This is a genomic window from Acinetobacter sp. YH12201 (assembly GCF_013418145.1).
Taxonomy (GTDB): domain Bacteria; phylum Pseudomonadota; class Gammaproteobacteria; order Pseudomonadales; family Moraxellaceae; genus Acinetobacter.
Window position 1 is genome coordinate 13,125 of record NZ_VPCP01000021.1, and the last position, 26,720, is coordinate 39,844.

General features: G+C 44.0%; 22 protein-coding genes and 1 riboswitch. Of the genes, 16 read left to right on the forward strand and 6 right to left on the reverse strand.

Translation table 11 applies throughout. From position 1 onward, the window contains the following. Nucleotides 1–73 precede the first annotated feature (73 nt). The 9 genes from aceE to recJ all read left to right on the forward strand — a co-directional run bounded on the left by aceE (nucleotide 74) and on the right by recJ (nucleotide 12,906). Complete coding sequence (aceE, locus tag FTU91_RS06245; protein ID WP_180081416.1) at nucleotides 74–2,788, forward strand: pyruvate dehydrogenase (acetyl-transferring), homodimeric type; 2,715 nt, start codon at nucleotides 74–76, stop codon at nucleotides 2,786–2,788. A gap of 2 nt (nucleotides 2,789–2,790) precedes the next feature. Beyond that, on the forward strand, nucleotides 2,791–4,809 hold the full coding sequence (locus FTU91_RS06250; RefSeq protein ID WP_180081418.1) for a 2-oxo acid dehydrogenase subunit E2: 2,019 nt from the start codon (nucleotides 2,791–2,793) through the stop codon (nucleotides 4,807–4,809). A 225-nt stretch (nucleotides 4,810–5,034) separates the two neighbouring features. Then, nucleotides 5,035–5,179: riboswitch (yybP-ykoY riboswitch) on the forward strand. Between the two features lie 74 nt (nucleotides 5,180–5,253). Further along, a complete protein-coding gene (locus tag FTU91_RS06255) occupies nucleotides 5,254–5,832 on the forward strand; it encodes a TMEM165/GDT1 family protein (RefSeq protein ID WP_180041885.1) in 579 nt (192 codons plus the stop codon). A 181-nt stretch (nucleotides 5,833–6,013) separates the two neighbouring features. After that, a complete protein-coding gene (locus FTU91_RS06260; protein ID WP_086196618.1) occupies nucleotides 6,014–6,811 on the forward strand; it encodes an MBL fold metallo-hydrolase in 798 nt (265 codons plus the stop codon). A gap of 96 nt (nucleotides 6,812–6,907) precedes the next feature. Further along, a complete protein-coding gene (locus FTU91_RS06265; RefSeq protein ID WP_180081420.1) occupies nucleotides 6,908–7,273 on the forward strand; it encodes a YkgJ family cysteine cluster protein in 366 nt (121 codons plus the stop codon). Between the two features lie 333 nt (nucleotides 7,274–7,606). After that, nucleotides 7,607–9,073 carry an IMP dehydrogenase gene (gene guaB / locus FTU91_RS06270; RefSeq protein ID WP_086196529.1) on the forward strand — a complete coding sequence of 489 codons (1,467 nt, stop codon included), beginning with the start codon at nucleotides 7,607–7,609 and terminating at the stop codon, nucleotides 9,071–9,073. A gap of 132 nt (nucleotides 9,074–9,205) precedes the next feature. Beyond that, entirely contained in the window at nucleotides 9,206–10,537 is a 1,332-nt protein-coding gene (gene glmM / locus FTU91_RS06275; protein WP_180081422.1) for a phosphoglucosamine mutase, read from the forward strand. Between the two features lie 9 nt (nucleotides 10,538–10,546). Continuing rightward, on the forward strand, nucleotides 10,547–11,203 hold the full coding sequence (gene pdxH / locus FTU91_RS06280) for a pyridoxamine 5'-phosphate oxidase (RefSeq protein WP_166170627.1): 657 nt from the start codon (nucleotides 10,547–10,549) through the stop codon (nucleotides 11,201–11,203). Next, complete coding sequence (recJ, locus tag FTU91_RS06285; protein ID WP_180081438.1) at nucleotides 11,203–12,906, forward strand: single-stranded-DNA-specific exonuclease RecJ; 1,704 nt, start codon at nucleotides 11,203–11,205, stop codon at nucleotides 12,904–12,906. Before pdxH ends, recJ begins: the two co-directional genes overlap by 1 nt. A 43-nt stretch (nucleotides 12,907–12,949) precedes the next feature. Here the strand turns inward: recJ and FTU91_RS06290 are convergent, their stop codons facing one another. Continuing rightward, the gene (locus FTU91_RS06290; protein WP_180081424.1) at nucleotides 12,950–13,783 is read right to left on the reverse strand and encodes a putative porin; all 834 of its coding nucleotides are present in this window, start codon (nucleotides 13,781–13,783) and stop codon (nucleotides 12,950–12,952) included. 172 nt (nucleotides 13,784–13,955) lie between these two features. After that, nucleotides 13,956–14,744 carry a putative porin gene (locus FTU91_RS06295; protein WP_086196524.1) on the reverse strand — a complete coding sequence of 263 codons (789 nt, stop codon included), beginning with the start codon at nucleotides 14,742–14,744 and terminating at the stop codon, nucleotides 13,956–13,958. Nucleotides 14,745–15,163: 419 nt separating this feature from the next. Here FTU91_RS06295 and prfB point away from each other — a divergent pair. From prfB to FTU91_RS06320, 5 genes are all read left to right on the forward strand, one after another. After that, nucleotides 15,164–16,259, forward strand: a protein-coding gene (gene prfB, locus FTU91_RS06300; protein WP_143222687.1) for a peptide chain release factor 2 whose coding sequence is annotated in 2 segments (ribosomal slippage) — nucleotides 15,164–15,235 and nucleotides 15,237–16,259 — 1,095 coding nt in all. Because the reading frame shifts where the segments join, the coding sequence is not laid out codon by codon here. A 232-nt stretch (nucleotides 16,260–16,491) separates the two neighbouring features. Beyond that, entirely contained in the window at nucleotides 16,492–16,794 is a 303-nt protein-coding gene (locus FTU91_RS06305; RefSeq protein ID WP_086196522.1) for a helix-turn-helix transcriptional regulator, read from the forward strand. A 39-nt stretch (nucleotides 16,795–16,833) separates the two neighbouring features. Continuing rightward, nucleotides 16,834–17,910: an alkene reductase gene (locus FTU91_RS06310; protein ID WP_180081426.1), complete on the forward strand. Its 1,077-nt coding sequence runs from the start codon at nucleotides 16,834–16,836 to the stop codon at nucleotides 17,908–17,910. A gap of 110 nt (nucleotides 17,911–18,020) precedes the next feature. Continuing rightward, nucleotides 18,021–19,301 carry a 3-deoxy-D-manno-octulosonic acid transferase gene (locus FTU91_RS06315; protein ID WP_180081428.1) on the forward strand — a complete coding sequence of 427 codons (1,281 nt, stop codon included), beginning with the start codon at nucleotides 18,021–18,023 and terminating at the stop codon, nucleotides 19,299–19,301. 223 nt (nucleotides 19,302–19,524) lie between these two features. After that, nucleotides 19,525–20,238: a 16S rRNA (uracil(1498)-N(3))-methyltransferase gene (locus FTU91_RS06320; RefSeq protein ID WP_086196519.1), complete on the forward strand. Its 714-nt coding sequence runs from the start codon at nucleotides 19,525–19,527 to the stop codon at nucleotides 20,236–20,238. On the opposite strand, the gene FTU91_RS06325 is transcribed toward FTU91_RS06320, so the two are convergent. Next, the gene (locus FTU91_RS06325; RefSeq protein WP_166170641.1) at nucleotides 20,221–21,198 is read right to left on the reverse strand and encodes a mechanosensitive ion channel family protein; all 978 of its coding nucleotides are present in this window, start codon (nucleotides 21,196–21,198) and stop codon (nucleotides 20,221–20,223) included. The genes FTU91_RS06320 and FTU91_RS06325 overlap by 18 nt on opposite strands. Before the next feature lie 110 nt (nucleotides 21,199–21,308). Continuing rightward, on the reverse strand, nucleotides 21,309–21,890 hold the full coding sequence (locus FTU91_RS06330; RefSeq protein WP_180081430.1) for a DUF805 domain-containing protein: 582 nt from the start codon (nucleotides 21,888–21,890) through the stop codon (nucleotides 21,309–21,311). 295 nt (nucleotides 21,891–22,185) lie between these two features. On the opposite strand from FTU91_RS06330, the gene acs reads away from it, so the two are divergent. Both acs and FTU91_RS06340 read left to right on the forward strand, forming a co-directional pair. Continuing rightward, entirely contained in the window at nucleotides 22,186–24,129 is a 1,944-nt protein-coding gene (gene acs / locus FTU91_RS06335) for an acetate--CoA ligase (protein ID WP_180081432.1), read from the forward strand. Between the two features lie 130 nt (nucleotides 24,130–24,259). Beyond that, nucleotides 24,260–25,441, forward strand: a complete 1,182-nt coding sequence (locus tag FTU91_RS06340) for an acyl-CoA dehydrogenase family protein (protein ID WP_180081434.1) — start codon at nucleotides 24,260–24,262, stop codon at nucleotides 25,439–25,441. A 308-nt stretch (nucleotides 25,442–25,749) separates the two neighbouring features. Here FTU91_RS06340 and FTU91_RS06345 read toward each other — a convergent pair whose 3' ends face one another. Together FTU91_RS06345 and FTU91_RS06350 are read right to left on the reverse strand one after the other, a co-directional pair. After that, the gene (locus tag FTU91_RS06345) at nucleotides 25,750–26,139 is read right to left on the reverse strand and encodes a hypothetical protein (RefSeq protein WP_086196515.1); all 390 of its coding nucleotides are present in this window, start codon (nucleotides 26,137–26,139) and stop codon (nucleotides 25,750–25,752) included. Between the two features lie 12 nt (nucleotides 26,140–26,151). Further along, nucleotides 26,152–26,496 (reverse strand): hypothetical protein, encoded by a 345-nt coding sequence (locus FTU91_RS06350; RefSeq protein ID WP_180081436.1) that lies wholly within the window; start codon nucleotides 26,494–26,496, stop codon nucleotides 26,152–26,154. Between the last annotated feature and the right edge of the window lie 224 nt (nucleotides 26,497–26,720).

A 26,720-nucleotide genomic window follows, 5' to 3' on the forward strand; every position in this document is an offset into this window, starting at 1 on the left:
GTGGCGATAACTGATGCCCTCTAAAGTGTGATACATATAGAAACTGTAAATAAGCTTAAGGAATAGGTGAAATATGGCGTTTTATGGTGATACCGACGCGCAAGAAACCCAAGAATGGCAAGATGCATTTGACTCGGTTTTACAGCATATGGGTACAGAGCGTGCTGCATTTTTGTTAGAAAAACTCTATCAGCGCGCGATTGCCAAGCATGTTCCTATTCAGCGTCTAAATACTCCTTATCTTAATACCATTTCAGTTGAAGAAACCCCGGCCATGCCAGGTGACCAGGATATGGAACGCCGTATCCGTGCCCTGATTCGCTGGAATGCCTTGGCAATGGTGTTACGTGCCAATAAAACCGGTGATGACCTGGGTGGTCACCTGGCCAGTTTTGCATCTTCTGCAACCTTGTACGATGTTGGTTTTAACCACTTCTTCCGCGCCAATAGCGACAGCTTTGGTGGTGACATGATCTATTACCAAGGACATTGTGCACCTGGTATTTATGCGCGTTCATTCCTTGAAGGCCGTTTGACTGAAGATCAGCTCAACAATTTCCGCCGTGAAGTGGGTGGTAATGGTTTACCGAGTTATCCGCATCCGTACTTGATGCCGGATTATTGGCAGTTCCCAACCGTATCGATGGGTCTGGGTCCGATCATGTCGATCTATCAGGCGCATATTCAAAAATACTTGATGAACCGTAGCCTGATTAAAGAAGAAGACCGTAAAGTCTGGGCTTACCTCGGCGATGGTGAGATGGATGAGCCAGAAAGTACTGGTGCGATTTCACTTGCTGGCCGTGAAAAGCTGGACAACCTGGTATGGGTGGTGAACTGTAACTTACAACGTCTGGACGGTCCTGTTCGCGGTAACGGTAAAATCATTCAGGAACTTGAATCTTTATTCCGTGGTGCCGGCTGGCGCGTAATTAAAGTCGTGTGGGGTCGTCATTGGGATCCATTACTTGCCAAAGACGAATCTGGTGCTTTAAAAGCCGTGATGGAAGAAGCGGTGGATGGTGATTATCAGCGTTATCAGGTGAAAGGTGGTGCATATACCCGTGCTCACTTCTTTGGTAAATACCCAGAAGCAGAAGCATTGGTCAAAGATTTAAGTGACGAAGATATCGATAACTTAAATCGTGGTGGTCACGATCCATATAAAGTCTATGCTGCGTATGCTGAAGCAATGAAATCAACAGGTCAGCCAACAGTTATCTTGGCGAAGACCGTCAAAGGCTATGGTTTGTCTGAAGAAATTGAAGCGGTCAATAAAACCCACCAAATCAAGAAAATGCAGCTTGAATCGTTAAAGTATGTCCGCAACCGTTTCAATCTGCCATTTACCGATGAACAGCTTGAAGAAGTTCCATTTTACCGTCCAAGTGAAAACTCGCCTGAAATTAAATATATGAAGGCGCGTCGTGAAGCTTTGGGAGGGTATTTACCCGCTCGCCGTAAAGAAAGTGAATCATTGCCAATCCCTGATTTGTCTGTCTTTGATGCCGTATTAAAAGGTTCAAATGGCAAACAACAATCAACCACGATGGTCATGGTGCGTTTAATCTCGGCACTTTTAAAAGAAAAAGCAATTAAAGACCGCGTGGTTCCGATCGTACCGGATGAAGCGCGTACCTTTGGTTTAGAAGGCATGTTCCGTCAGCTCGGTATTTATGCTGCACATGGTCAGAAATATACTCCCGAAGACCAAGAACAGCTGATGAACTATCGTGAAGCCAAAGATGGCCACATGTTGCAGGAAGGGATTAACGAAGCCGGTGCAATGAGTGCATGGGCAGCCTTGGCAACCAGTTATTCAACCAATAACCTGCCGATGATTCCAATGTACATGTACTACTCGATGTTCGGTTTCCAGCGTATTGGCGATATTGCCTGGGCAGCCGGTGATGCACAGGCACAAGGTTTCTTGCTGGGTGCAACTGCGGGCCGTACCACATTGAACGGTGAAGGTTTGCAGCATCAGGATGGTCATTCGCATATTCTGGCGAATACTATTCCGAACTGTGTGTCTTATGACCCATGTTTCGGTTATGAACTTGCAGTGATCGTACACGATGGTTTGCAACGCATGTATGTCAATCAGGAACGTGTGTTCTATTACCTGACCGTCATGAACGAAAACTATGAGCATCCTGAAATGCCGCAAGGTGTGGAAGAAGGCATTAAGCGCGGTATGTATCTGCTTGAACAGGATGATAAAGCCACTGTTCAGCTGATGGGTTCCGGTGTGATTCTTCGTGAAGTGATTAAAGCAGCGAAAATCTTGCGCGATGAATACCAGATTCACTCGAACGTGTGGAGTGTCACCAGCTTTAACGAGTTGGCACGTGATGGTATGGCATGTGAAGAATACAACCGCCTGCATCCACTTGCAGAAGACAGCAAAGAATCTTGGGTGTCTCAACAGTTGCGTGAAACTGACGGTATCGTGGTTTCTGCAACAGATCATATGCGCGCATACAGCGAACAGATTCGTGCCTATCTTCCAGACAACCGTCCATTCGTAGCTTTGGGTACCGATGGTTACGGCCGTTCAGATACCCGTGGCAATTTGCGTAGTTACTTCGGTGTCGATGCCGCGCACATTGTCGTGGCAACCTTGAAGAAACTGGCCGATGAAGGTGAAGTTGATGCGCGTTTGGTGAAAGATGCCATCTCCAGCTTCGAACTTGATACTGATCGTCCAGTCGCTTGGGCACCTCAAGCACACCCTGAAATTCAGGCGGTTGCGGACTATAAAGAACAATCAGGTGAGGAGAACTAAGCATGCAAATCAAAACACCTGATATTGGGGTAGATAAAGCTACTGTTGCTGAAATTTTAGTGAAAGTGGGCGATAGCGTCGAGGTAGATGACAGCTTGGTGCTACTTGAATCGGATAAAGCCTCTGTTGAAGTGCCAAGTACTTCGGCAGGGATTGTGAAAAGTATTACGGTTGCAGTAGGCGATGTGGTTTCAGAAGGTTCGGTCCTGATTGAACTGGAAGCTGAAGACGGTTCAACCAGTGCGACTGAAGTCCAAGAAGCAGCTGCTTCACAGAAGACTTCGGAAAATACTCCGACCTCGCTGCCTAATCAGGAAATGATGCAGGAACTGGCATCCCATCAACCAGCAGCTTCTGCACCGAAGGCTCCGACTGGCAGCTCTTCAGTTGTTGAAGTACAAGTCCCTGACATTGGGGTAGAAAAAGCCCTAGTCGGCGAAATCTTGGTCCAGGTAGGCGATGAAATCGCTGTCGATCAAAGCATTGTGGTGGTGGAATCTGATAAAGCCACTGTAGAAGTGCCAAGTACCGTTTCAGGTACGGTTGAGAGCGTTGAAGTTCGGGCAGGTGACACAGTCAAAGAAGGGGTGGTTCTGCTTAAAGTGAAAACTGCATCTTCAGCTGCTGAAGCAGCACCAAGTACAGCTTCTACAACACCATCTTCTACAGAAGCGCCAAAAACAGAAACATCAGTTCAGGCACCTGTAGCCTCTGCACCAAGCGGAGACGTTGAAATTGCTGTGCCTGATCTGGGTGTAGATAAAGCTGTAGTGGCGGAAATTTTAGTTCAGATTGGGGATACGGTCGAAGCCGATCAAAGCATTATTGTGGTTGAGTCTGATAAAGCGACCGTTGAAGTACCAAGCTCATCGGCAGGGGTGATTAAAGCCATTCACGTACAAATGGGGCAAAATGTTTCACAAGGTATGGCTCTGGTAACCATCGAAGCGGAAGGGCAAGCAGCTGCTGTAGCTCAGCCAGCCAAAGTTGAAGCTGCACCTGCAGCCAAAGCAGTACCTGCTCTGGCAGCAGCGCCACAAGCGGCTACATCTGTAGAACAAGTACCCGTTCAATCGGCTGATAAGCTGAGCAAAGAGCAGAATGCTGCCAATGCCAAAGTCTATGCTGGTCCTGCGGTGCGTAAGCTGGCGCGTGAGTTGGGCGTGGTCTTGGCTGATGTGAAAGCATCTGGTCCACATGCACGCTTGATGAAAGAAGATGTTTTTGCTTATGTAAAAACACGCTTAACTGCACCTCAAGCTGCACCGGTAGCACAGACTGTAGCACAAGTTCCTGGCTTGCCTGCGTTGCCAGACTTCTCAGCATTTGGTGGTGGTGAAGTGAAAGCCATGACCCGTCTGCAACAGGTATCTGTGCCGCAATTGTCATTGAATAACTACATTCCACAGGTGACCCAGTTTGACCTGGCCGATATTACCGAACTTGAAGCATGGCGCGGTGAACTCAAAGCCAAGTTTAAACAAGACGGTATTAGCCTGACGATTCTGGCTTTTATTGCCAAAGCAGTCGCTCATCTGTTGAAGGAAGAGCCGTATTTTGCAGGCCATTTGGCAGACGATCAAAAATCGGTATTGCTGCGTAATGAAATCCATATGGGCATCGCGGTAGCAACACCAGATGGTTTGACTGTGCCGGTACTGCGTAATCCAGATCAAAAATCAATCAAGCAAATTGCAGTTGAGCTGGGTGAGCTGAGCAAGAAAGCACGTGACAAGAAATTGTCACCGAAAGACTTGCAAGGGGCGAACTTTACCATTACCAGCCTGGGTTCAATTGGCGGTACCGCATTCACACCATTGGTGAACTGGCCTCAGGTGGCGATTTTGGGTATTTCACCAGCCACCATGCAACCGGTCTGGAATGGTACAAGTTTTGATCCTAAGCTGATGCTTCCATTGTCATTGTCTTATGACCACCGTGTGATTAATGGCGCAGATGCAGCACGCTTTACCCATAAGCTGACCAAATTGTTGGCGGATATCCGTAGTCTGTTGCTCTAATTTCAGTTTAGGCTACAAAAAACCCTGCTTCGGCAGGGTTTTTTTATGAAATCTTTGGTATTGAGACATACGCAGACTCATTCTTATGATAGGGATAAGATGGTTAACACAGCCGCTTAAAATGATCTTTAATCCAATTTTTGCCATGAGTCGCAATGTTTAGCATTGTCCTGAAATGATATTTTTAAAGTCATTTGAAAATTTTTATCTTTCAGCTTAAAATGCATGCACTTCATTGGGGAGTAGCCGCTTTTTACGCAATGTAAAAAGGTGATGGTCAACATAATTGTTCCACAGAACATGGTCATCATAGCAAAGAACCAAATGATCTTTTGATCATGATTTTCTTTTTGTTGGCAAGACCTTTGATTTACCACTCTGCTCAATTTGGCTAGCAGGAGGGGTGAGTCACAGGTTTTATTATGCTAGCCAGAGAAATACATCATGCTTTCAGCCTTCCTGATTTCTTTAGCTGTTGTTGCCTTGTCTGAAATGGGTGACAAAACTCAATTGCTGGCTTTGCTGCTGGCTGCGCGTTTCCGTAAACCTGTACCAATTCTGATAGCAATTTTTCTGGCGACCGTGGTCAACCATGGTGTTTCCGCTGTACTGGGTCAATGGATTACCACTGTTCTGAGCCCGACCGTATTGTTATGGATTGTTTCTCTTGGATTTATTGGGATGGCGGCCTGGATGCTGATTCCAGATGAACTGGATGATGAAACTGAAAGCATTAATAAATGGCAAAAATATGGCGTCTTTAGTGCCACGTTTGTTTTATTCTTTCTGGCAGAAATTGGTGATAAAACCCAGATTGCTACCGTGGCACTTGCCGCGCGCTTTGACAGTATAGGCTGGGTAACATTGGGAACTACACTGGGCATTATGCTGGTCAATGCTCCTGCGGTTTTTATTGGTAACAAACTGGCAGAAAAACTACCGATTTCACTGATTCATAAAATTGGTGCAGTTGTGTTTTTAGTGATTGGTGTGGCGGCACTGGTACAACATTATTTCTTTTAAATTTGAATAGCATTAAAAAAATCCTGGCATTTTTGTCGGGATTTTTTATTGTGAAATACCACACAATTTACTGATAAATCTACCAGTATTCAGATGTTATTTTGTTGTAAATTTCCATGAATCCCTATATGTTGAGAGGAATTAAAAATTTAGTTTAAAAATGATATTTTGGGGAATGGGTATGGCGTTTGATCGCACCACATCACAGGTACTATTTGATAATGGTACGCATAAATGTATTAGTTTTACCAGTTTAGTGAAAGGTGAAGGTGTACAGGCAAACCAGTTTCTAATCTTGGATCATGAACGTGCTGCAGTGCTTGATCCAGGGGGCGACTTGACCTATGTTCCATTGACCATGGAGCTGAACAAATATACCCGTCTAACCAATCTTGATTATGTTATGGCCTCCCATCAGGACCCCGACATTATTACTTCTATGCCACGCTGGCTGGTCTATACCGAGGCCAAAATAGTAGCATCAAAATTATGGGCACGTTTCTTACCACATTTGAGCTCGGCTTTCATGAGCGACCGGATGAAAGGGAACTGGCTGGATCGTCTGGTTGAGCTGCCTGACCATGGTCAGGTGATTCCGTTGGGTGAATCGAGCATTGTTGCCGTTCCGGCACATTTTCTGCATTCGGTCGGTAATTTCCAGTTTTATGATCCGATTGCCAAAATTCTGTTTTCTGGTGATATGGGCGCATCCATGGTAGATGATGTCTCTAAACCGTTGGAAAATTTTGCTGCGCATATTCCGAAGATGAAAGGCTTTCATCAACGCTATATGTGTTGCAATAAAGTGATCCGTCTGTGGGTACAAATGGTCCGTAGCATGGATGTGGAAATGATTGTGCCACAGCATGGCACGCCATTTATTGGCAAAGAGCAGATCCATCAATTTTTGGACTGGATTGAAACCTTGGAATGCGGCACCGACCTGATGGACGAAAGCGTATTTACCTGTCCTGAATAGTTCAAGAAAATACAAAATTTTTCTTGAGTCAAAAAACAACATTTTTTATATTTTCTATCCCAAAAAAACTTTTTTGATGACGAGAATTTATAAGAAATGTTGTCTCAAGTTCCTGCACAGGATGCATGTTTAAGCTGTGGCGCATGTTGCGCCTATTTTCGGGTTTCATTTTATTGGGCAGAGGGAATTCCAATGCCCGAAAATTATACTGAACCTGTAACAGCGGTATATTCATGTATGGTGGGAACCAATCAAAAAAATCCTCGCTGTATTGCCCTGAATGGTGAAATAGGCACGCAGGTTAGCTGTGGCATGTATGAGTCACGCAGTTCCTCGTGTAAAGAAGTGCAAATTGCCGATGAACAATGTAACAAGGCCCGTATGGCCCACAATATGATTCCCTTTATCCAGATTGAGGTAGAGGATGCCGAGAATGATGACAGTTTTGAACGTGTCAGCTAGATCGTGATTCATCATCCCAGAATAAAAAAGCAGGGCCCTGGCTCTGCTTTTTTATTTAAAAACACACGGTTTTGATGGGTAAAGCCATGATTAGAGTCTTTTGCACTGGTTAGCGGGGCTTGCGGTGTCTAGGTGATACAGCGCGAGGTTTTTTGTTGTCCAGTCTGAATGAAATACTGATCAGGAAATTCAGCCCGAATTGCGGTATTTAAATTCAAAAACCCAATAATATTCAGTAATCTAAATTTATTTTACATTGCTGCCTGAAATAAGCATGAATAAAATTGTTTTTTTTGTTTATAATAGCGCACGGAAATTACCAGTGAGACTGTTATGTTGACCATCGTTCAAGAAGCTTTAACCTTCGATGATGTCTTATTACTCCCTGCCTACTCAACTGTTCTCCCAAAAGATGTCTCCTTAAAGACACGCCTTACTCGCGGCATTAACCTGAATATTCCTCTTGTGTCAGCAGCTATGGATACGGTGACTGAATCCCGTATGGCAATTGCAATGGCGCAAAATGGCGGTATTGGTATCTTGCACAAAAACATGGACATTGCTGCGCAAGCTGCAGAAGTACGCCGTGTGAAAAAATTTGAAGCGGGTATGGTGAAAGACCCTATCACCGTAACGCCAGAAACCACTGTTCGTGAACTGATCGCAATCACTCAAGCCAACAACATCAGCGGTGTGCCTGTGGTTAAAGATGGCAAGGTTGTCGGTATTGTGACGGGTCGTGATACACGTTTCGAAACCAATCTGGAACAACCTGTCAGTAATATTATGACTGGTCAGGACCGTCTGGTGACTGTTCGTGAAAACGAATCAAAAGAAAATATCCAGGCACTTCTGCAAAAAAATCGCATTGAAAAAGTATTGGTGGTGGGTGATAACAACGAACTGAAAGGTTTGATTACGGTCACTGATTTCCGTAAAGCGGAACTTTATCCAAACAGCTGTAAAGATGACCTCGGTCGTCTACGTGTGGGTGCGGCAGTCGGTACTGGCGCAGAAACACCAAGCCGTGTTGAAGCACTGGTTGAGGCGGGTGTAGATGCCATTGTTGTCGATACAGCCCATGGTCACTCTGCAGGCGTGATTGAACGTGTTCGCTGGGTCAAAGCCAACTATCCGCAAGTTCAGGTGATTGGCGGTAACATTGCCACTGGTGATGCTGCACTTGCGCTTCTTGATGCCGGTGCGGATGCGGTAAAAGTCGGTATCGGTCCTGGTTCGATCTGTACTACACGTATTGTTGCCGGTATTGGTATGCCACAAATTTCTGCGATTGACAGCGTTGCCAATGCATTGAAAGACCAGATTCCTTTGATTGCAGATGGTGGTATCCGTTTCTCTGGTGATATGGCGAAGGCAATTGGTGCCGGTGCAAGCACCATCATGGTCGGTTCATTGATGGCCGGTACTGAAGAAGCACCGGGTGAAGTAGAATTCTTCCAGGGCCGTTATTACAAAGCTTACCGTGGTATGGGTTCATTGGGTGCAATGGCGGGTGCAACAGGTTCTGCTGACCGTTATTTCCAAGACGCTAAAGCCGGTCAGGAAAAGCTTGTACCAGAAGGTATTGAAGGTCGCGTACCTTACAAAGGCCCTATGGGTAATATCGTTCATCAAATGATGGGTGGCCTGCGTTCTTCTATGGGTTATACCGGTTCTGCAACCGTGAATGATCTTCGTCAAAATGCCAAGTTTGTGAAAATTACAGCAGCAGGTATGTCTGAATCACACGTGCATGATGTGACCATTACCAAAGAAGCACCGAACTACCGTGTTGGTTGATTTTTAGTAATCAACCTTATGAAAAAGCCGTCATTTATATGACGGCTTTTTTGATTTTGGTGTAAAGTATTTACAGTAAAATGGGATGATCAATCTCCCCATAAATGTATAAGAAGTGAGTAGAGAAAGAGAATGAGTTATTTTGGTACAGATGGAATTCGTGGAAAGTTTGGGGAGCTTCCAATTACACCTGAATTTGCCCTGAAGTTGGGTTTTGCTGCAGGTAAAGTTTTAAAACAGTTCAGTAATAAGAAAAAACCGATTGTTGTTTTAGGTAAAGATACGCGTTTGTCGGGCTATATCTTGGAATCTGCATTACAGGCCGGTCTCAATGCGGCGGGTGTATATGTGCATTTGCTTGGTCCTTTACCTACCCCTGCGATTGCCCATTTAACCCGTGCTTTACATGCCAGCTTGGGGATTGTAATTTCAGCTTCGCACAATCCTTATTTTGATAATGGAATCAAATTCTTCTCTAGCGAAGGTAAAAAACTGCCGGATGAATTACAGGATGCGATCAATAAAGAGCTCGAAAACGAACTCAAAATTGAAGATACCGCAAACCTGGGTAAAAGTGTGCGTGTAAAAGATGCCAATGGCCGTTACATTGAATTCTGTAAATCGACTTTCCCTTACCATTTTGACCTCAGTAACCTGAAAATTGTGGTGGACTGCGCCAATGGTGCTGCCTATAACGTGGGACCATCGGTGTTTAAGGAACTGGGCGCCAAAGTCGTAGCACTTTATAATGAACCGGATGGCCTAAACATCAATCAGGACTGTGGTTCGACCCATCCGGAAAACCTGCAAAAAGCCGTGCTTGAACATCAGGCAGATTTGGGTATTGCCTTTGATGGCGATGCAGACCGTGTGATTATGGTGGATAAAAACGGTCAGCAAATTACTGGTGATCATATCCTGTACATTTTGGCTACTCAGGGCAAGCACAAGCCGGCAGGCATTGTTGGTACGGTCATGAGCAATATGGCACTTGAATTGGCTTTGGAAAAAGCCCAGGTTCCATTTGTCCGTGCCAGCGTAGGTGACCGTTATGTGCTACAAGCCCTGGATGAAAATGGCTGGGCTATTGGTGGTGAACCATCAGGACATATTCTGACGCTGGATAAAAGTACCACAGGCGATGCGATTATAGCTGCCTTGCAGGTATTGACTGTCATGGTCGAAAAGAAGAAAGCCTTACATGAACTGGTTGAAGATTTCCATTTATTGCCAAATGTCTTGGTAAATGTACGTTTGCAACAAATGTTTGACCCGTATGCTGTGCCTGCATTGGTGGCTGAATTTGATCGGGCTGCAGCACAATTAAAAGGCCGTGGTCGTTTACTGATTCGTAAGTCAGGAACGGAACCGGTCATTCGGGTGATGGTTGAAGGGGATGATCTGCAAGAAGTCACGGCTTTGGCCAATCAGCTTGCAGACAGTGTACGTTCTAACGCAGTATAAGGGAACAATATGAGTGATCTGATTAAAGACTTGAGCGAACTGCGCTTGAGTTACCAGAAAGGGGAATTACACGAAACTCATGTGGCTGAAAATCCGCATGAGCAATTCTTGAATTGGTTTAACCATGCTTTAGAAGCACAACTGCATGAACCCTATGCCATGTCGCTCGCAACTGCGAGTGCACAAGGCCGTCCGCATGTCCGTACCCTATTATTACGTGGTGCGACTGAAGCAGGTTATGATTTTTATACCAATTACGACAGTCAAAAAGGCCTGGATTTGGCAGACAATCCCTATGCCGAACTGTTGTTTTATTGGCCTGAGCAAGAACGCCAAATTCGTGTCGGCGGCCGCGTTGAAAAAATCTCTTTAGAGGAATCAACAGATTATTATCATAAACGCCCGCGAGACAGCCAGATTGCAGCGCATATCAGTACGCCACAAAGTGGTGTGATTGTCAGTCGTGAGGAACTACAGACTCGTTTTCAGATTTTGCAAGATCAGGTGAGCGATAAAGCAGAATTGGCAAAACCTGAATTCTGGGGCGGCTATCGCCTGCAACCGGATTATTATGAATTTTGGCAAGGTCGTCCTAACCGTTTACATGACCGCTTGTGTTATGAAAGAATCGACGGTAAGTGGAACTTACAACGACTCATGCCTTAATGCCAAAAACACTGATTCAGCAAAGACCATTTATTACACGCCCTGAAAACTTTCAGGGCGTGTCGCCGTTTATTGCGCAAATTTTAGCGCGCCGCGGTGTACAATCGGAACAAGAACTTGAACTGAAATTGAAGCATCTTTTAGCGCCGACCATGAAGGGTTTAGAGCAAGCGATTCAGCTGATTGACTTAGCTATTGATCAGCAAAAGAAAATTGTCATTGTGGGAGATTATGATGCCGATGGGGCCACCAGTACGGCATTGATGATTTTAGCCTTGCGGGATATGGGGGCGAATGTCGCATATCTGGTGCCGGATCGTTTTAAATATGGTTATGGACTGACGCCTGCAATTGCCGACCTGGCTTTTGCCAAGTTCACGCCTGACCTTTTGATTACGGTAGATAATGGTATTTCCAGCCATGCCGGGGTGGAACAGGCACAAGCACATGACATGCAGGTGATTATTACCGATCACCATCTCACCACCAAAGAAACGCCTAAAGCCGAAGCCGTGGTTAATCCGAACCAGTTGGGCTGTGAATTCCCCAGCAAGGCTTTGGCTGGGGTCGGCGTGGCGTTTTACCTGCTTGCCAAATTGTCCAGTTATCGCAGTCAACTAGGTAAATCGACCTCAAAAGTGGCCCAATATCTCGATCTGGTAGCTTTAGGCACTTATGCCGATGTGGCCAGCCTGGATTATAACAACCGTATTCTGGTTGATGCAGGGGTCAAGCGCATACGGCAAAATCAGTGTCGTGCGGGAATTAGCGCATTACTGGATATTGCCGGACGTGATCCAGCTTCTTTAAAGGCTCAAGATTTGGGTTTTGTATTAGGTCCACGTATCAATGCGGCTGGACGCATGGAAACCATGGACATAGGGATTGAATGTCTGCTGGCTGCCGATCTGCAAACCGCTTATCCCTTGGCACAACAATTAAATCAATTGAACACTGAGCGCCGTCAGGTCGAGAGCCAGATGAAGCAGGAGGCTTTGTCTGAGCTTACCCAGCTGGAGCTGGATCAAGAGCATTTACCAGCTGCGCTCATTCTGTTTGAACCGCATTGGCATCAGGGCGTGATTGGGATTGTAGCCGGCCGTTTAAAAGAACAGTTTCATCGCCCCAGTATTGTTTTTGCCTCCGATGAAGATGGTATACATATTAAAGGCTCTGCCCGTTCTATAGAGGGCGTACATATACGTGATGCGATTGAAATGATTGCCGAGCAGCATCCCCATTTGGTCAGCCATTTTGGCGGACATGCCGCCGCTGCCGGTTTGACCATTCAGAAACAGCATTTTGATGAATTTAAGCAGGTCTTTGAGGCTTTAATCTCAAATATGGATGAGTCACTGTTTCAGGCCACTTTATGGACTGATGGTGAATTACCGACAGAAAATTTTCACATTGAAACCGTAGATTTTCTGCAAAATTTAACCCCGTGGGGACAAAAGTTTCCATCGCCGATTTTTGAAGGGGTATTTAAGGTTCTGGATTATCGCTGGCTAAAAGAAATGCATTTAAAGCTGCGTCTGGCTTTGCAAGATGGTCAAATTGTGGAAGCCATCGCCTTTAATGCACGTAACAAGTTTGAATTTGATGCCATGCAGGGCAGTGTACGACTGGTCTATGAAATTGATAAAAATGAATTTAATGGAAATGTCAGTTTACAGCTGCGCGTGATTCATCTGGAACAATAAAAAAACCGCTCAATTGAGCGGTTTTTGTTTTTAATCTTAAAGCTTAGAAGCGGAAAGTACCGTTGATTCCAAAAGAGTCCGCACCATCAGTTGTCGTGTAATTCATACCTGCAGCAATGGCTGGAGTAAAGAATTTCTGACCACGAATACTGAAAATGGTATCTGAATCTTCAATCGTTGAGTCAGCGAAGGAAATACCAACACTAAGTGTAGGATCGAGGTAAAGGTCTGCACCTAGACGATATGCAGTTTCATCTCCAAAATATGTTGCTCCCTCAAAATTGGTAAAATGATTGCCAATTTGAGTGACGTATTTTGCGCGCAAAGTCACAGCAGTCTCATCTGCTACAGAGGCTATATTGGTAAAAGTGTCTATGAAACCATTTTTTGAAACATATACCGGATCAATGTTTTCTTTAGAAATACCTGCAGCTAACAGTAAGCCGTTAACTGGTAGGTAACCTGCTTCAATTGCATAACCTGTATTGTCATCAGATGCTTTACCAAATTCACTTTCAACAGTCACTTCAGCACGATTGATGCTACCAGCAACATAAAATTGAGAGTTAGGGATAAAGAATTCACCATTAATACCTACAGTATCAATTTCTAAGTCTGCAAAATCATCATCAGTACGGGCATTGGCATAGCCAAGACCAATATTGCTTGCTTTGCTTAAAAAAGCTGCTTCTGCAAGTGGACCATTTTTAGCATTTACACCATTTAGATAATATTTGCCACTGATCGCAAATGTATCGAGATATCCGCTGTCATCGATATCGGTATTTTCATAGCTCCCATTAATTTCAGCTTGATAAGCATGTGCAGTTCCTAGGCTAGCCAAAAGTGCTGTAGCAAGAGCAAGTTTTTTAAGCATTTAGATTTCTCTCTTTGTTATAAAAATATGACTGTTTCATGAACAGTTGTAACAAAGTGTACAGTTTATATTTGCCCCGTCAATGTGCAAAAACGATCTAAATGCTTTATTACAGAGCAAAAAAATGGCCCATCCGAAGATGGGCCACTTGATGACAAGGGATTATATGTGCTTAGAAGCGGTATTTAGCAGCTACACCAAATGAGTTGTAGTCGTTATTACCCACTTCACCGAAACCAACTCGACCTTCAAGGCTGACTTGTTGGTTAAAGAATTTACGCGCATTAATGCCAAATTCATTTTGATCAGTTAAGTCGTTGTTGTAATAGTCAGCACCAACACTTAATGATTTATCAATGAAGTAATCGGCAGCAAGATTGAACTCGTCTAGATCACCAAATGATGCGCCTGCTTCAAGGTTGATATCTTTACCATTACTCAGCTGGGTCACGTATTTGGCACGAAGTGTAGGGTCTACACCATCATCATTGTCGTTGTCATATCCTTTTACACCAGCGGCAATTAATAGGCCTGGTGCTGGAAGATAACCGACTTCAGCAGAATAATAAGTGGTATCAAAGTCATATTTTTGACCCAATACATCACGATATTCAGTGTTGTTACGGCTTACATCACCACCCAGATAGAAATCTGAGTTTGGAACATAAACTTCAGCACCCACACCATAAGTGTTGTCATCTACATCGCCACGATCGGCAAATGTGGCGTGTGCATTGACGTTGCTGGCACGGTCAAGGAATGCCGCCTCTGCAAGTGGCGCATTACGAGTTTGAACGGGGTTAAAGTAATAAGTACCATCTACACCGAAGGCACTACCTGAACTGCCGTTGTCTGGATCAATATAAGCTGCTGCTGCACCGACTTCGGCCTGGTAGGCATTGGCTGTACCTGTGACTGCTAGAGCAGAAAGAAGTGCTGAAGCAATGGCTAATTTTTTCATGGATACTACCCCTCAAATTTCGGTTAAAAATAATACATTTTTTGTTACAACTTTTAGTCTAGAGCAAAACAAAACTAGGTCAATCCACCCAAGGTTACAGAAATGTTTCTAAGGTAATATTGTGTAATTTATTTTTAACAACTATTTGAAAAATATAAAAATATTAAAATGTTTTGTTTTATTAAAATTGTGGAGGTTTTATGAATTTAGACGTTTTTTACATAAAAAACCGAGTATTTTGTAACATAAAAATGATTTGAATCTTAAAAATGCTCTCCTGATTAAGTGTTTTTTATAAGCTGTTTTTATGCAGTATTTGCTCAATTGTTATTGAATTAAAGCCCTCTAAAACTGCATCGATGCTCTGTGTTATAATTGATGGCTATTTAAGCCTAATATTCTGATTGAGAGTAATTCACGTGGAAATTAATCCTTATCTAAACCAATTAAAAGACTTAAACGACCGTGGTCTGACATTACGGGGGTATCTTTGACTACGATCTGAAAAAAGAGCGTTTAGAAGAGGTTCTGCGTGAACTGGAAGATCCGGCGATCTGGAATGACCAAAGCCGAGCCCAAGCTATGGCCAAAGAAAAAGGCGAGCTTGAGAATGTACTGAATGTACTGGATGGTTTAGCTACTCAGCTTGAAGATGCCCAAGCCATGCTGGATCTTGCGGTTGAAGCCGATGAAGAAGCCATGCTTGAGGATGTTCAGGCTGAACTTGATGTTGCAGAAGCGGAACTGGCAAAACTTGAATTCCGCCGTATGTTCAGTAATCCGATGGATCCGAATCCATGTTACGTGGAGATTCAGGCTGGTTCTGGCGGTACGGAAGCACAGGACTGGGCTTCAATGCTGCTTCGTATGTACTTGCGCTGGATTGAACGTCATGGCTTTAAAGCTGAAGTGATGGAAGAATCTGACGGTGATGTTGCCGGAATTAAATCGGCGACCATTCGTGTAGAAGGCGAGTATGCCTATGGCTGGTTGCGTACTGAATCCGGTGTACACCGTTTAGTGCGTAAATCGCCATTTGACTCAGGTAACCGTCGTCATACTTCATTCTCTGCCGTGTTTGTATCGCCAGAAGTGGATGACAACATTGAAATTGATATTAACCCGGCAGATGTACGTACCGATACTTATCGTGCATCCGGTGCCGGTGGTCAGCACATTAACAAAACTGACTCTGCGGTACGTTTAACCCATGCACCAACCGGTATTGTAGTGGCCTGTCAGAACCAGCGTTCACAACATGCCAACCGTGACCATGCCTGGAAACAGTTACGTGCCAAACTCTATGAATTAGAGATGAGCAAACGTAATGAAGCGGCGCAGGCGCTGGAAGATACCAAATCTGATATCGGCTGGGGCAGCCAGATTCGTTCATATGTACTGGATGACTCGCGTATTAAAGACTTGCGTACCAGTGTAGAAACCTCGAATACTGGTGCAGTACTGGATGGTGATCTGGATAAATTTATTGAAGCCAGCCTGAAACAGGGTCTATAAGTTTATTTCGTGGAAAAGCAGAGGCGGGTCCTCTGCTTTTTTAGCTTTAACATTTGTCGATCAGCAGGATGAATGCCCCTGACCAGACAATGCTAGAATGATATGGATTTGGATAAAATGACAGCAATTTACAAAATGACTCATAATATCGATAATTTTCGATATTAATATCGCATAAATTCGATATAATGATTTTTGCGAAAGTGCTGATCATGAACATGAGTGAAATGAGATGGACACAGAAGCGATTTATAAAGCCTTAGCCAACCCGATTCGACGCCAGATTCTGCAATGTTTAAAAGAACCTGAACGTTTCATTGCCACTGAAGAATGTGGCAGTGATTTCAGTCGTGGCGTATGTGCAGGGCAGATGGAAAAAATCGCGGATATTTCCCAATCGACCATGTCCAATCACTTATCGGTGTTGCAACAGGCAGGACTGATTCAGGTGACCAAATATGGCCAATGGTCTTATTTCTCTCGTAATGAAGCACTGATTCAGGAATTTTTACAACATTTACAGCATGCGCTTTAGACTTTAATCAGTCCAGGCCAGCTGTAAGAGGATGGCTTGATGACAGATTTTTCTACCCCAATTCAATTTGGTGAACTCAAACTTAAAAACCGTGTGGTGATGGCACCACTGACACGTAGCCGTGCTACCGCAGACCGTGTTCCAACGGCCATAATGGCGGAATACTATGCACAGCGTGCTAGTGCAGGTTTAATCATCTCCGAAGCGACAGTGATTTCAGAAGAAGCCAACGGTTATGAAAAAACCCCGGGTCTGTTTACCGATGAGCAGGTAGAGGGCTGGAAACTGGTTACCAATGCGGTGCATGGTAAAGGCGGTTTGATCGTAGCGCAGTTGTGGCATGTGGGACGTGTCTCCCATCCTGATCTGTTAAAAGGTGAAACACCAGTTTCAGCCAGTAATGTGAAGCAAGCTGGCTATGTCAGCCTGCTGCGTCCAAAACGTGAATATGTGGTGCCACGTGCCCTGGAAATCTCGGAAATCCATGCCATTACTGAACAATACAAACAAGCTGCAATTAAAGCCAAAGCGGCCGGTTTTGACGGGGTAGAACTGCATGCCGCTAACGGTTATTTAATTGACCAGTTCCTGCAAAGCAAAACCAATCTGCGTGAAGATGAATATGGCGGTTCTGCTGAAAACCGTGCCCGCTTCTTATTAGAAGTGGTGGATGCACTGATTGAAGTGTGGGGCGCAGGTCGTGTCGGTGTACATCTGGCACCGCGTGGCGATGAGCACGATATGGGTGATGCCAATCCTAAAGAAACCTTTGGTTATGTCATGCAAGAATTGGGTAAACGTCAAATTGCCTTTTTCTTTACCCGTGAATATCTGGCCGAAGACAGCATCAGTCTGGAAATGAAGGCGCGTTCCAACGGTGTACCGTATATTGCCAATATGCGTTTAAGCCGTGAAGATGCGCTTGAGCTGCTGGCATCGGGTAAAGCGGAAGCAGTGTCTTTCGGTAAGGCTTATATTGCCAATCCAGACCTGTTTGAGCGTTTGGTGGAAGATGAACCACTAAATGAATTGAAACTGGAAAACATGATTGGAACCGATGTGGCAGAAGGCTATATTGACTATCCATTCCTGAATAAACAGCTTGCTGAAAGTTAAGCAGCTACTTCCATAAAACAGAATAAATGATGTCACAGAGCAGAATTCATTAACATGTGAAGGCTGCTCTGTTATATTTTGCCGATTGAACATGATTTGAGGCAACTTGTTTGGCTACTCCTTTTTGGTACAATGCGGCACTTACTCTAATTAAGCCATTGTATAAATGGCAGATAAAAAAACGTGCGCTGACTACGGAGCAATTGCAACAAGAATGTCTTGAGCGCTTTGGTCCATTTCAACCGCCGAAAAACCTGTATGCCCTCTGGTTTCATGTGGTATCGGTTGGAGAAACCAACGCAGCCCAGCCTTTAATTGAACATTATCTCAAACTCGGCCATCCGGTACTGGTCACTAATACCACCAAGACGGGTCAGGCTCGGGCCAAGTCACTATTTCTAAAAGCACCTTATGAACATTTGTTTCAGGCCGTGTATTTACCTGCCGATCAGAAAAAATTAGTCCAGACATTTTATCAAAAATATCAGCCGAAGCTCTTGGTTTTGATGGAAACTGAAATCTGGCCGAATTTAATCGACCAGGCACAGCAATTTAAGGTGCCATGTTTACTGATTAATGCCCGACTTTCGGAAAAATCGGCCAAAGGCTACAGTAAGGTTCAAGGGCTGACCCAAGGCATGCTGAATGGGCTGAATCGCTTGCTGGCTCAAGACCAGGCGACTTTAGACCGTTACCGTAATTTAGGTATGGCAGTAAATAAAAGTCAGGTACTCGGCAGCATTAAATTTGATATTCATGCGCCGGACAGTTTTATTCAACAGGCGCAGCAATTGCAGCAGGACTGGAATTTATCAGCACGGAAAATAATCACCCTCGCCAGTACCCATGCGCCTGAAGAACAAAAACTGTTAACGGTTTTCAAGCCTTATTTAACACCACATCCAGAACTGCTGGTCATTGTGGTGCCACGTCATCCGGAACGCTTTGATGAAGTGTTTCAGCTTGCGCAAAACCTGAATCTAAAAACCAGTCGTCGCAGTGCAGGGGAAGCTATTCAGTTAGATACCCAAGTCTATTTAGCCGATTCGATGGGGGAAATGTGGCTGTGGTATGCACTTAGCCAAGCCTGCTTTGTTGGCGGTTCGTTGAATGAACCGGGTGGCGGACATAATATTCTGGAGCCGATTGCCTTAAATGTGCCGACGGTTTTGGGTAAAAATTATTTTAACTTCCAGACCATTGTCGATGAATTTGTTGCTGTAGACGGTGTGAAAATCGTGGAAGATGCAGAGCAGGCCGCGCAGGTTTTAATTGAATTGTTAAATGATCGCGTGACTACACACCAGCTGAACCAGCATGCACAGAAAATTATGTTGCAGAACAAGGGTTCTTTAGCCAAACATATTGCGGTGATTGATCAGTATCTTTAAATAGCCCTATGTTGTTATCGTTACGCTGAAACTTATTTCGCGGAGGCGGCAGGGATGCCGCCGTTAGGCTATGGTAAAGGGACTTACCATTAGCCTAACAAAGAGTTTTGCCTACTTTTGCTCTATCAAAAGTAGGAATATGCCTACGCAAAGTAAAATAAAGTCATGAGATGATACGTGGCTGTGCACGCGTCTTGCTTTTAATAGTTGAAATTTATAGCTTATGAATATTGTCCTCCTTGACCCACGCCAAACTGAATCTGAATACTGGTCTATTACCAGCAAACGTCAGTTAGAGCATCTACAGCAACATCTAGAGATTACAGTCGGTGATACGCTCAAAGTGGGTATTCGTGAGGGGAAACGCTATCTCACCGAAATTGTAGAAGTGACCGAACACGCTATAAAATTAAAACCGCTCAAAGAAGAAGTTGTTCCAGCCAAGTTGCCAGTAACTTTAATTGTCGCCATGCCACGTCCGAAAGTGCTGCGCCGCCTGATTATGGATAGCGTGACTCTGGGGGTGGAAAAAATGATTTTGCTGCATAGCTATCGGGTGGATAAAAGCTATTGGCAAACCCCATTTCTACAGCAGCTGGATCATTATGTCACACTGGGTCTGGAACAGGCAGGGGATACGGTTGCACCGCAAATTGAAATTCATAAACGCTTTAAACCTTTTGTTGAAGATGTGTTGCCCGGTTTAATTACGGCAGAATGTCCTGCTTATGTGGCCCATCCTTATGTAGAGCAATCCATGCCTTTTGCGATTGATCATCCCTGCACCATTGTGATTGGCCCAGAGGGCGGTTTTATCCCTTATGAAATTGATTTACTCATAAAAAACGGCTGCCAAGCAGTCAGCCTGGGCAACCGTATTATTCGGACCGAAACGGTAATTCCTTACGTATTGGGCCGCTTATTTAGCACGTGCTGATTCAGCGAGTTCTGTCGTGTCATTGCCACGATAGATTTTGACTTCCTGTACCGGATAAGGAATCGAAATTTCATGTTCAGCAAAGGCTTTAATCACGCGTTCCTGAACTTCGCTGATTGAACCTGCAGTGGTGGTTTCTGTGGTATCGACCCACCAACGTACATTCAGGTTAATCGAGAAGTCTGCAAGTGCATTGACGTTTACTGCAAATCCAGGCTGGCTCAAAATAGTCGGGTCTTTATCTAAAATGCTTAAAATAATGCTCTTGGCTTTTTGTACATCATCTTCATAACCAATCCCCACCACAAATTCACAACGACGGCGTTGATAGGCCGTGTTTACAATCACGGCACTGGTATATACCGTCGCATTGGGAATCACGATGCGGCGACCATCGGGAGAGCGTAAGTAGGTTGCACGAATCTGGATATCCTCAACCGTTCCTTCCATACCCGAAACAATAATGTCATCGCCAATTTTGAACGGTTCACCCAGCAGGATTAAGATGCCAGAGAGTAGGTTCTGGAAAATGTCCTTGAACGCGAAACCGATCGCGACCGAACCAATCCCCAGAGCACTCATCAGCTGACCCGGGGTAAAACCTGGAATGGCAATGACCATGGCAATTAAAAAGCCAATAAAAATGATGGCTGAGCTGCCGACACGGTTCAGTACCAGTACCAGGTTTTGTTTGGTGTAACTACGGTCAGTGAGTGCTTTACGGACAAAGAGCTTAAACAGTTTTGACAGCAACCAGAAAATGCTGAAGACGACTAACGCGATACATAAATAAGGCAGGCGTTCCCAAAAGGCATCCACAAATTTGTCGATGGTGGAATAGGCATCATTGTATTTTGCTGTATGTTCAATGACAGTTTGCGCTGTCTTTTCTGTTGCTTCTTGCAAAAGTTGAGAGGTGTCCTGAGTTACCTCATTTAAGGCGTTTTGTTTTTCAGCCACAAGTTTTCCGGGTGATGATCATTGCCGGACATTTTGCCTGAAACTGAACAAAAATTTAACCGACAATATTTAGCATTCATTGACGTTTTGTCAAAAATTGTCAGCCAACTTTAGAAATATTGTGTGCCTTTTTGGATGACTTGAGGGGGAACTTCCAGCTCACCTGTACCAAACTGATAAGAGATCATGCTGCCTGAAGCCAGAAAGCTCAGAACTGCGAGGATAATCATCAACCAGGCCAATATTTTTTCCCAGACCAGTGTTTCACGCGGCAGTCCATATTTATTGCTGCCTTTAGTCCCTGAACCCAAAAGCAAATACAGCCCCATAAAAATATTCACCAGTGGCAGCAGAAACAGCAGGGTCAGCCAGCCACTACGGTTCATATCATGCAAACGGCGTATGCTAATCACGATCAGAAAATAGATATACAGCACCAGAATGGCTACGAAACCGAGTCCGGCGATTCCTGTCAGGGTATTGATGAACTGATTGTCCATCGACAGGGTATGAAAGTTAAAGATACCCATGGTCAGGCTAAGAGCAAAGGTGGCAAAGAAAGCAATCAGATGCACAAACCCATACCAGCCAATTGAACTCAGACGACCAAAACGACCTTCTGGAGAGAGTGGATTATCTGACCTGGCCGGTTGGGCGCGTGAAAAAAAGGAGGAGTCGTCGTGCGGGTTCATACGCGTTTTCCAAATAAAATTCAGAGAAGAAAAATATTGTATTTTGTAAAGTTAACAGTACGTTTTATGCTTAAATTATAAGATTAAAAGAACAGGTCAGATACTCATAAAACTATATTTTTTTGTTGAATATGATGAGAGGTCTGTGTTTTAAATTGTATAAATAAACTACGACCAAAGCATGATTGAAGCGGTTGAAAAATAATCGCCATACTGTAAATACGCAGTCAATAAATAAAGCAATAACGCGGCATAACATCTCGTGATGAGATGAATAAGATCAAGGAAGTAATAAATGAATGAAATCTATCCTGTACCAGAAGAATTTAAAAAAACTGCTCGCACTAATGAGTCTGAATATTTCGAGCGTTATCAGAAATCCATCGATCAGCCTGATGAATATTGGGCTGAACAGGCCAGCAAGCTGGACTGGATCAAACCGTTTACCCAAGTCAAAAATACCAGTTTTGACAAAGACAATTTCAAGATTGAATGGTTTGCTGATGGCCAGCTAAACCTCAGTGCCAACTGTCTAGATCGTCATCTTAAAGAACATCCGTATAAACCGGCGATTATCTGGGAGGGTGATCACCCGTCCCGTCACAAGATTATTTCCTTTAACGAACTTTATGATGAGACCTGCCGTTTTGCCAATGTCCTGAAAAAGAACAGGATTAAAAAAGGTGACCGGGTGGTGCTATATATGCCGATGGTTTCGGAAGCCGCAATTGCAATGCTGGCCTGCGCCCGGATTGGCGCGGTACATTGTGTGGTATTTGGCGGCTTTTCTCCCGATTCACTGGCCAGCCGGATTGAAGACAGCCAGGCCAAAATGGTGATTACCGCCGATTCCGGAATGCGCGGCGGTAAGCCGATTCTGCTCAAGGCCAATGTGGATGAAGCCTTGAAAATTGCCGGGACTGAATCGGTTGAACATGTGATTGTGGTACACCGTACTGGCAACCCGATTGAAATGCAGCCAAGGCGTGATCTGTGGTATCACATGGAAATCATGTCGGTGAATGAAATCTGCCCGCCTGAACCGATGAATGCCGAAGATCCGCTATTCATTCTGTATACCTCGGGTTCGACCGGCAAGCCTAAAGGAGTGTTGCATACGACCGGTGGCTACCTGACGTATGTGAATTCTACTTTCCGAGAAGTGTTCGATATCAAGCAGGATGACGTATTCTGGTGTACTGCGGATGTGGGCTGGATTACCGGGCATTCCTATGTGATCTATGGCCCACTTTCCAATGGCACCACCACGGTGATGTTTGAAGGCGTACCGCAATATCCAACCTGGGCGCGTACCGGTCATATTGTCGATAAGCACAATGTTTCCATCCTCTATACCGCACCCACGGCGATTCGCGCCATGATGCGCGAAGGCGATGCCTTTGTTCGGGAAAGTGACCGCAGCAGCTTGCGCCTGATCGGTTCGGTAGGTGAGCCGATTAACCCGGAAGCCTGGAACTGGTATTACACCGTGGTCGGTGAAAGCCGCTGTCCGATTGTCGATACCTGGTGGCAAACCGAGACTGGCGGAATCCTGATTTCACCTTTGCCGGGTGCAACCGATTTAAAACCAGGTTCTGCAACCCGACCCTTGTTTGGCATACAACCCGCCATCGTCGATGCTGAAGGCAAGGAACTTGAAGGTGAAGCCGAAGGCAACCTGATCATCAAGGATTCCTGGCCGGGTCAGATGCGTACCATTTGGGGTGATCCTGAACGTTTTATCGAAGCCTATTTCTCGACTTATCCGGGGACGTATTTCACCGGAGATGGTGCTCGCCGTGACAAGGATGGCTATTACTGGATTACCGGACGCGTCGATGACGTACTGAATGTTTCTGGCCACCGTTTGGGTACGGCAGAAGTGGAAAGTGCCTTGGTAGCGCATGAACATGTGGCTGAGGCGGCGGTGGTCGGTATGCCACATGATATTAAGGGACAGGGTATTTGTGCATTCGTCACTTTACAGGCAAATTTTGAGGAATCCGAAGAGCTGCGTCATGAACTGATTAACTGGGTGCGTAAGGTGTTGGGACCCGTAGCTACACCGGATGCCTTGTATTGGGCACCGGCTTTACCGAAAACCCGTTCCGGTAAAATCATGCGCCGTATATTAAGAAAAATTGCCGCCAATGAACTGGACACTTTAGGAGATACTTCAACCCTAGCCGACCCACAGGTGGTGGACAATCTGATTGCAACGGTCTATCCCCACAAATAAGTCATTTATAAAAATACCGCCTTAATTTCAGGCGGTATTTTTATTTTATGTATAAGCACAGCAGGCATTCAGATAAAGCAGCAAAACATCATCTGCTAAGCTAAAAATATAGCAATAATCAGATCATATTATGAATGCTTCATCCCTGCTTTTAACTTCAAATCCATTACACATTGCTCAACAACTGGCGGAACAGTTTGCAACCACTGCTGCGGAACGTGATAAACGGGGCGGTAACCCAAAACAGGAGCGTGATTTAATCCGTCAAAGTGGTTTACTGGGACTTGCCATTCCAACCCAATATGGCGGTCAGGGAGCAGACTGGAAAACGGTTTTTCAAACTATTCAAACGATTGCCCAGGTCGACAGTTCACTGGCACATGTTTATGGTTTTCATCATTTGCTGATTGTGACGGTGCAACTGTTTTCCCAGCCTGAACAGTATGGAAAATGGTTTGAGCAAACTGCAAAAGAAAACCTGTTTTGGGGCAATACTTTAAATCCCTTAGACCGACGAACCATTGCAACCCAAGTGTCTGAAAATGAATATCTATTTCATGGTGACAAAAGCTTCTGTTCAGGTTCGATCGATTCTGACATCTTGCTATGCTCAGCTTATAATGATGAAGGTAAATTGCTGATCGGTGTGATTCCGACAGCCCGAGAAGGGGTGAGCTTCTTAGGTGACTGGAACAATATGGGACAACGCCAGACTGACAGCGGTACCAGTCATTTTGAGCAGGTCAAAATTCAGCAGCATGAATTGCTGTTAAATCCGGGTCCACTGAGTACGCCGTATTCGAGCTTACGTCCGCTGATTGCACAATTGATTTTTGTGCATCTGTTTTTGGGGGTGGCAGAAGGTGCCTTTGAAACAGCAAAACAAACCGTGCAAACTCAAAAAGCATGGTCAAAATCGTTGGTGGAAAATGCAGTCAATGATCCTTTTACGCAAAAGCATTTTGCCGAGTTTTATGTGCAACTTGAGGGCGTACGTTTATTGGCAAATAAAGCGGTAGAGACTTTGCAAAATGCCTGGAACATCGGTGAAGCATTAACAGCCGAGCAGCGCGGCGAAGTCAGTATTGCCATTGCCACAGCAAAAATTGCTGCGACCAATACTTCGTTATATATCACACAGAATATTTTTCAGGTGATGGGTGCTCGTGCGACCACAGCCCAATTAAACCTAGACCGTTTCTGGCGCAATGTCCGTACCCAGACGCTGCATGACCCGGTGGATTATAAATATCAGGAAATTGGGGAGTGGGTGCTGACGGCTAAAGTACCTGATCCGAGTTTTTATTCATAATGAAATAAGAAAATGCCATTTTACGAAATGGAGCCTTTTTACTTCTAGATTTAAAAAATGAATTAAGAGCGTGGAACGTGAAAAATCACTTAAAAAGCCTAATTTTTAAAGATTAGGCTTTTAATGATACATAAGTAATTGATTTATATTAACTAAGTTTTAATTTCGTATAGGGTGTATTATTTTAAGCTTAGAAATAATTGAAAATCTAGTGACATCACCTGACGGTCAATAAAATCCTATTGTTGGGAGAAAACTATCTGTCAAGATAAATAACAGATTCAAAATTATATTAAAAGAGATGAAATTTATTCTTTAATTTCAGGTAAGTATTTAAGTGAATCATGACAACGATTTAAGACAAATATAGTATAAGAATTAATTAGCAATTTTTTATCAGATTCATTTTTCAAAATTGGGAAATACTGTGTTTCATTCACAAGCATTTCTAAACTATTGATCAATTGTTGCTTAATTATTTTACCTTTTACATCACTATTTGATTCAATACCCAGTTGAATCATTTTTTTCACTTGATCACTTGAAATATTCTTTTGTCGAGCCTCCATAACACTGGAAGATAAATTAGAAATAGAAGGGCATAATTTTTTTACGAACAATTGCATTGGATCACTTTCTGCAAAACAGATCTGTGAGTTAATTAAGTAAGTAACTAATAATAAAAAAGTAAATTTCATTGGATAAACTATTTATTTCATTTGTTTTTCACAAAGCTTCTTTCCAATAAATGCAGCTTTGTTTAAAGCATTTTGTTTTTCTTCAGGAGTGATGCCAACAGGTTCTTTATATGCCACTACAGTATAAGCTGCATATACCTTAGCCAACTGAATTTCTTCAGGCGTAATAGCATTATTTTTCTTTTCTAGAGCAATATCAATAAGCTGTTTAATATTTTTACCATTTTGAACTTCTTGCATAACTTCAGTAGTTGTTGCCATATAGTGAGAGCAATCTATATTTGTAGTAGTAGCTTCAACAGCATAAGCATTATGAAAAATAAAAAGGGAAAGTATAGAAAAAATTAGATGTTTCATAGATCATTCACTATTCATAATAATTGTATGAATGATATTTCATAAAAAGCCGATTAGAGATGGATCCGGAAATTTGAACAACTCCTATAAGTGATATTCTGCTCCTCAAATGATGTTATAAACATCAATATATGGAGTATTTTATGGCACGTAGACCAAGAAGAAATCATTCAAACGACTTTAAGGCTAAGGTAGCACTTGCTGCGATCAAAGCAGAAAAAACA